Source organism: Streptomyces sp. NPDC048507, from assembly GCF_043199995.1.
Classification (GTDB): Bacteria; Actinomycetota; Actinomycetes; order Streptomycetales; family Streptomycetaceae; genus Streptomyces.
The window spans coordinates 1,092,296-1,098,676 of record NZ_JBICWZ010000001.1 but is presented as its reverse complement, the minus strand read 5'-3'; the positions used below and the strand labels follow the sequence as shown (position 1 = coordinate 1,098,676).

Annotated in this window: 5 protein-coding genes; 1 reads left to right on the top strand and 4 read right to left on the bottom strand. The window is 75.1% G+C overall.

Annotation, left to right across the window (positions count from 1 at the left end; all coding sequences use genetic code 11):
- Positions 1 to 247: 247 nt before the first annotated feature.
- From ACGFXC_RS05050 to ACGFXC_RS05040, 3 genes are all read right to left on the bottom strand, one after another.
- A complete protein-coding gene (locus ACGFXC_RS05050; RefSeq protein WP_393709525.1) occupies positions 248 to 2,068 on the bottom strand; it encodes a prolyl oligopeptidase family serine peptidase in 1,821 nt (606 codons plus the stop codon).
- Entirely contained in the window at positions 2,065 to 3,327 is a 1,263-nt protein-coding gene (locus ACGFXC_RS05045) for an MFS transporter (RefSeq protein WP_393709524.1), read from the bottom strand. The genes ACGFXC_RS05050 and ACGFXC_RS05045 overlap by 4 nt, the downstream gene beginning before the upstream one ends.
- Positions 3,328 to 3,526: 199 nt before the next feature.
- The gene (locus ACGFXC_RS05040; RefSeq protein WP_393709522.1) at positions 3,527 to 4,063 is read right to left on the bottom strand and encodes an AAA family ATPase; all 537 of its coding nucleotides are present in this window, start codon (positions 4,061 to 4,063) and stop codon (positions 3,527 to 3,529) included.
- Positions 4,064 to 4,163: 100 nt separating this feature from the next.
- On the opposite strand from ACGFXC_RS05040, the gene ACGFXC_RS05035 reads away from it, so the two are divergent.
- Positions 4,164 to 5,135: an SDR family oxidoreductase gene (locus tag ACGFXC_RS05035; RefSeq protein ID WP_393709520.1), complete on the top strand. Its 972-nt coding sequence runs from the start codon at positions 4,164 to 4,166 to the stop codon at positions 5,133 to 5,135.
- Here ACGFXC_RS05035 and ACGFXC_RS05030 read toward each other — a convergent pair.
- A complete protein-coding gene (locus ACGFXC_RS05030) occupies positions 5,126 to 6,172 on the bottom strand; it encodes a helix-turn-helix transcriptional regulator (RefSeq protein ID WP_393709518.1) in 1,047 nt (348 codons plus the stop codon). The two genes, ACGFXC_RS05035 and ACGFXC_RS05030, sit on opposite strands and share 10 nt — an antisense overlap.
- Between the last annotated feature and the right edge of the window lie 209 nt (positions 6,173 to 6,381).

Below are 6,381 nucleotides of genomic sequence, written 5' to 3'. Positions count from 1 at the left end.
TTTGTACACCTGGTGACCGGCCGGGGGGGCACTTTACTATGGTTTCGGGGGGGGGGGGGGGGGGTTTTCCGGGGGGGGGGGGGGGCCCGCCCGCCCGGGGGGGCGGGCCCGCCCCCCTCGTGCTACTTGTCCTCGTCCTCCATCTCCTCCGAGGAGCGGAAGTAGATGACGACGCCGACGCCCGGCTTGCGGCTCTCCTCGTCGCCCTCGAGCGGGTCGCCGTGGATGATGTCCTTCTGCATGATGTTCACCTCCCCTCCGGGTGTGAGGACGGCTCGGCCCGCACGGGCGCCGCAGGCAGCCCGCGACCGAGAAATCTGAGGGACCGCCGGATCACGGCCAGGTGGTCGGCCCCGTCGTAGCCGTCGTGGCCCGAGTCCAGCCACATCAGCTCGTGGGCCACGCCTTTGGCGCGCAGCACCTCCAGGTACGCCTCGACCTGTTCCGGCGGGCACTTGGCGTCCCGCCGCGCGGCGACCACCAGCAGCGAGGAGGCGATGGCGGCCGCGTACGTGGACGGGGACGCGTGGGCGTAGGCCTGCGGCACCTCGTCGGGAGTGCCGCCGAACAGGGCGGTGTCCAGAGCCTGGAGGGCGGGCGTGGAGTGCCGGAAGGCCGCGACGCAGTCGGCGAGCGGTTTGACGGCGACCCCGGCGTTCCACAGAGCGGGGTGGGTTCCCATCGCCAGCAGCGTCAGGTAGCCGCCCCACGAGGTGCCGCACAGGCCGACGGCGCCCTCGCGGCCGATGCCCCGGTCGAGCAGGTCGGCCCGGGCCCGCACCAGGTCGGCGACCTGGGTGTGGCCGACGCCCTCGGAGTAGGCGGAGCGCCAGCGCGGCCCGTAGCCGGTCGAGCCCCGGTAGTTGACGCGGGCCACGGCGTAGCCCGAGCCGACGAGGGCCTGCACCATCGGGTCGTAGGCGTCGCGGTCGTGGTCGGCCGGGCCGCCGTGGACGAGGAAGACCAGCGGGTGGGGGGCCGGGCGGTCGGCGGGTGTGGTGACGAAGGTATGGACCGGGCCGTCGGGGCCGGGCGTCCACAGGTCCTGGCGGCGGCCGAACCGGGGCAGGCGCCACCGGCTCTGTCCGGGCAGCGGCGCCCCCGACAGGGACAGCGCGCGCGGCACGTTCACCGCGTCGGTCCAGATGAAGTGCACGTCACCGTCGGCGGCCGGGGACGCGTCCAGGACGCTGCCCTCGGGGGTGGGCACCGGGGTCAGCTCGCGGCGGTCGAGGTCGGCGGTGAACAGCCTGCTGCGGCCGTGCCGGTCCTGCCGCAGCAGGACCCGCGCGCCGTGCGGGCCGGGATACCAGCGCGCGGTGGTCTCGGTGTCGAACGAGCACCAGGGCAGCAGCTCCACGCCGCGGCCGGGGGCCCAGGTCCCGAGGTGGTAGCGGCCGGCCCGCTCCCGCATGACCAGCAGCAGAGGGCGAGCGGACGCCGCCGGGCCCGGTATCGGCGCCGGCGCGAAGCCGAGCGCCCAGGTGCGCTCCGCGGTGCCGGAGAGCACCGCGACGGTGGCACCGTCCGGGCTCAGCAGGGTCACGGCGCGGGCGGAGTGCGCGGGCCCGGACACCGCCAGCAGGCTGCCGTCCGGCGCCAGTCCGGACAGCGCGGCGGAGTCCCGCGTCCGCAGGACGGTCGTGGCGGTGCCGCCCCGCCGCCCCGTGTGGACGCCGAGCCCTGCGGAGTCGCGGATGCCGACGGCCACCGCGCCCCCGGGCGCCAGCGCCAGCCCGGCGGGCCGCCCGTAGGGCACGCCGGCCAGCGCCGGGCGGTCCGGGCCGCCGTCGAAGTCCTGGGTGCGCCAGCCGCCGCTGCCGCCGCGGTCCTCGTCGAACCACCAGACGGCCTCGTCCTCGTCGATGGCGCAGAGCAGCGTCCCGTGCGGACGGTCCGTCAGCTGGCGTCCGGCGCCGGTGGAGCGGTCCCAGGTGAAGATCTCGCAGCGGCCGTCGGCGTCGCCCGTGTACACCATCCGGTCGGGGCTTCGGGGGCTGGTCACCGGCAGCACCGGCCGGTAGACGCCGTAGGTGCGCGCGGCCGCCTTCGGCGGGGCCGGCGTCACGGCGCCTCCCCGGCCACGAGCCGCGCCCTGGCGGTCGCGTAGAGCGCCAGGCCGGCGAACGCACCCGCGCAGCCCAGTGCCACCGCACGGCCCCCGTACGCCGCCACCAGGACTCCCGCGGTCACGGGCGCGAGGACCGCGACGCCCTGTCCGGCGGTACCCAGCACCGTCCCCATGCGGGCCAGCAGCCGGTCGGGGGTGATCAGCATCGCCCGGGTCTGGAGCACGACGACCACGGACGGCACGATCAGCGAGACGCCGCCGAGCAGCAGCCCGTAGGCCCAGGTCCGGGAGACGAAGGCGAGGCCGGCCGCCGTCGCCGCCATGGCCCACGACGCGGCCGTCACGATCAGCGCCGCCGGAACCCGCCGCACGAGCCAGGGCGCGGCGAGCGCGCCGAGCAGCCCGCCGGCGCCGGCGAGGGTGAGGACGAGCCCGATCGAGGAGGGGCTGGCGCCGCGGTCGTGGGAGGTGACCACGGCGTGGAAGTAGAGGGCGCCGAGCAGCGCGTTGATCCCGGCGGTCCACACCATCACGAAGCGCAGGAAGGGGTCGGCGCACACGAAGCGCAGCCCTTCGGCGAGATCGCGGGTGAACGAGGCGTCCGGGCCGTCCCGTTCGGGCGTCAGGTCCGTACGGATCGCCCTGGTCAGCACCGCCACCAGCAGGAAGGACAGCGCGTCCGCCAGCAGCGGGACCCAGCGCGCCAGCTGGTAGAGCACGCCGCCCAGCATCGGCCCGACGATCTGTACGGCCTGGTCCCGGGCCTGGAGGTGTCCGATCGCCCGGGCGTATCCCGCGGGCGGCACCAGGCGGCGGATGGTTCCGGAGGCCGCGGCCCCGTAGGTGGCGCCGGCCGCCTGCTCGACGACGGACGCGAGGAGGACGTGGACGAGGACCACGTGGCCGAGGGCCACGCTCACGAACACCGATCCCATGGCGGCCGCCGCGAGCAGGGCCGCCCCGTACATCATGGGGCCGCGCGGCCACCGGTCGGCGTAGACGCCCGCGACCGGCGCGACCAGCAGACCGCTGACCAGGCCCACCGAGGCGACGAGTCCGGTGAGGCCGGCCGGGTATCCGGCGCCCAGCAGGATCAGCGGGAGGAAGAGTGCGGAGGCGCAGGTGCCGAGGCCGTCGACGGCGCCCGCCGTCCAGAAGAGCGTGAAATCCCGTCTTCGGAAGGGGGCGGAGGACGAGGACCGGTCTTCGGGTAATAAAGGGCCGGAGTGCTTTAACTTTTCATCGGCCTCGCCCATCAGCAATTCCGCTCGGAGAGCATTGCCGGTGCCGATGGTGAAGCTGACGCTGACGCACCCACAATGCCCCCTTCGATAAGTGGACTTACGGCCGCTGCGGGAGCGATCGTATCGAACGGAGACACCCCTCACAACACCCGCGTTCGAGTGGAATTCTGGATCAAGGAACGGGCTTTTCCGGTGCGCCGGAGAAGTGAATCTACGCGCGTGGGGACCGGGTGGCCGCCCGGAGCCAGGCCCGCGCCGCCCGGGGCGTGCGCAGGTGGACCACGTCGAGCGGGACGGGCCGCGGGGCCGCGCAGCGGCCGGCGATGTCGCTCCTGCGGACCGCGTACTGCGACCAGGCCCACCGGACCGGGTGCTCGGGGCTCAGCCAGCTGCCCGGGCCTTCGGTGTTGCCGCCGAAGATCCGGCGCCGCAGCAGGGTGCGGGCCAGGGACCGGCGCAGCACGCGGCGCATGACCACCGGGCGGGAGTAGTCGAGCCAGACGATGGTGTCGGCCCGGGACCACAGCAGGTCCCGGACCTTCGGGTGGCCGAAGGAGTCGAGGATCCAGGACGGGCCCGAGCCGATCCGGGACACGTCCTCCAGCAGCCGCGGATTCTCCTGCCACCGGGGGGCGACGAAGACCAGGGCGTCCATCTCGTGGAAGGGGATCCGCAGGCGCTCGGCGATGGCGCGGGCCAGGGTGGTCTTGCCGGCGCCCGTGCTCCCCACGACCAGGACTCGTTCCATGCCCGATGGTCCCCGCAGCACGGCCCGGACGTCAAAGCCGATGCGGCGGCCCGGTAAAAGGTGACGTGTTCTGTCACCTTTGGCGTGCACGCTGGACGGCATGACCAACGAGGACATGACCACCGCACCCGCTCCGCACGAAGACCCGCGGCGTCCGCTCGCCGGGCGGATCGCGCTCGTCGCCGGAGCCACCCGCGGCGCCGGGCGCGCCCAGGCCGTCGAGCTCGGCCGGGCCGGGGCGACCGTGTACGTCACCGGCCGCACGACCCGTACCCGGGTCAGCGAAGTGGGCCGGAGCACCGAGACCATCGAGGAGAGCGCCGAACTCGTCACCGCGGCGGGCGGCACCGGCATCGCCGTGCCCACCGACCACCTCGACGAGGCCCGGGTGCGGGCGCTCGCCGAGCGCGTCGACCGGGACCACGGGCGGCTCGACATCCTCGTCAACGACCTCTGGGGCGGCGAACACCTGCTGTCGGCGGCGGTGTTCGGCAAGAAGAGCTGGGAGACCCCGCTCGCCGACGGCCTGCGCATCCTGGAACTCGGCGCCCGCTCCCACGTGATCACCGCCGCGCTGCTGCTGCCGCTGCTGATCCGCTCGGACGCGCCACTGCACGTGGAGGTCACCGACGGGACCGCGCGGTCCAACCGGCGCTACCGGGAGAACATGTACTACGACCTCGCCAAGAACGCCCCCATCCGGCTGGCGTTCGGGCTGGGCCAGGAACTCGCGGAGTACGGGGGCACGGCGGTCGCGGTGTCGCCGGGCTTCCTGCGCTCGGAGCAGATGCTCGCCCACTTCGGAGTCACGGAGGACAACTGGCGCGACGCCATCGCCCGGGAGCCGTCCTTCGCGATCGCCGAGTCCCCGTGGTTCCTGGCCCGCACGGTGGCGGCGCTGGCCGCCGACCCCGACCGCGCCCGGCGCTGGAACGGCAGGTCCACCTCCAGCGCGGAGCTCGCCCGGGCGTACGGGGTGCGGGACGTGGACGGCAGCCGGCCCGACGCCTGGGCGTACTTCGAGGACGTCGTCCACGGCGGCCGGGAGGGCGACCCGGAGGACTACCGCTGACCCGGGGCCGTCCCGTAGAGGGCGGCCAGGGCCGCCGCGCGCTCGCGGAAGCGGGCGCGCAGCGGGGCCGGGGCCAGGACCTCGATGTCCGCGCCGAGCCCGGCGAACTGGTCGAAGGCGACCTCTTCGGACTCCACGGGCAGGTCGAGGGTGACCAGGCCGTCGGCGTCGGGGGCGGTCGCCGAGGCCAGGGCGTCCGGGACGGCCGCCGCGTCGAGGACGGCGGGCAGCCGGCCCAGTCCCCGTGCGCCCACGCGGACCGTGACGGTGGTGCGCAGCAGCGTACGGGCGAAGGCGACCGACCGGGTCTCCCAGTGCCCGGCCAGGTCGAAGGCCGGATCGCGCGCGAACGGCTGCGTCGCGCCGGGTGCGGGGACCAGCGCGGTGACCCGGTCGACGCGGTACGTGCGCCAGCCGCCGTCGGGGTCCCGGCCGGCTCCGGGGTCCGGGCCGGCGGGCACGCGGGTGACGGCGTACCAGGTGCCGGCCTTCAGGACGAGCCCGTACGGTTCCACCACCCGGGTCACCGTGGCGGGCGGCGCGCCCGCACGGCCCGGGCGGGCGTAGGACAGCTCGACGGCCCGGTCGGCCCATACCGCGCGGGCCAGTTCCGGCAGGAGCGGCGGGGTGGGAGGTTCCCGGAACCAGGCCGGCGCGTCGAGGTGGAAGCGGCGCACCGAGGATTCGGCGGCCTCGCGCACGGAGGGCAGCAGGGTGGCGGTCAGCTTCAGCCGGGCGGTGCCGGCCGCGTCCGCCAGGCCCAGGTCCCGCAGGGCCGACGGCAGCCCCGACAGGAACAGGGTCTCCGCCTCGCTCGGGTGCAGGGTGGTGAGCCGGGTGCGGTGGCCGGGGGCCAGGAAGTAGCCGCCGGCCCGGCCGCGCTCGGAGCGGACCGGGACCCCCGCATCCTGCAGGGCCTGGGCGTCGCGGATGACGGTCCGCTCGGAGACCTCCAGCTCACGGGCGAGGGCGGCGGCGGTCAGACCGGGGCTCGACTGGAGCAGGAGGGCCATGCGGATGAGGCGGGCGGCACGCATGGACCAAGGATCACCGATGGGCGCGGTCCGGCGGAGCGCCGAGGGGCCCCGGCCGGGTGGCCGGGGCCCCTCGCTCGGCCAGGTGACGTCCAGAGCGCCTGGGGCACCTGTCCTCGTCCGCACACTCCTGTCGGCACGGCGTGATCATGAGCGTAGTGGTCCGGCGCGCAGAACACCCGCGATCGGCGCCCACCGGGGGAATCGTGCCC

Bases quoted from the DNA above. Each gene is read 5' to 3' on its own strand.
- ACGFXC_RS05045 (WP_393709524.1), bottom strand. From the start codon at position 3,327: ATGGGCGAGGCCGATGAAAAGTTAAAGCACTCCGGCCCTTTATTACCC.
- ACGFXC_RS05040 (WP_393709522.1), bottom strand. From the start codon at position 4,063: ATGGAACGAGTCCTGGTCGTGGGGAGCACGGGCGCCGGCAAGACCACC.
- ACGFXC_RS05035 (WP_393709520.1), top strand. From the start codon at position 4,164: ATGACCAACGAGGACATGACCACCGCACCCGCTCCGCACGAAGACCCG.
- ACGFXC_RS05030 (WP_393709518.1), bottom strand. From the start codon at position 6,172: ATGCGTGCCGCCCGCCTCATCCGCATGGCCCTCCTGCTCCAGTCGAGC.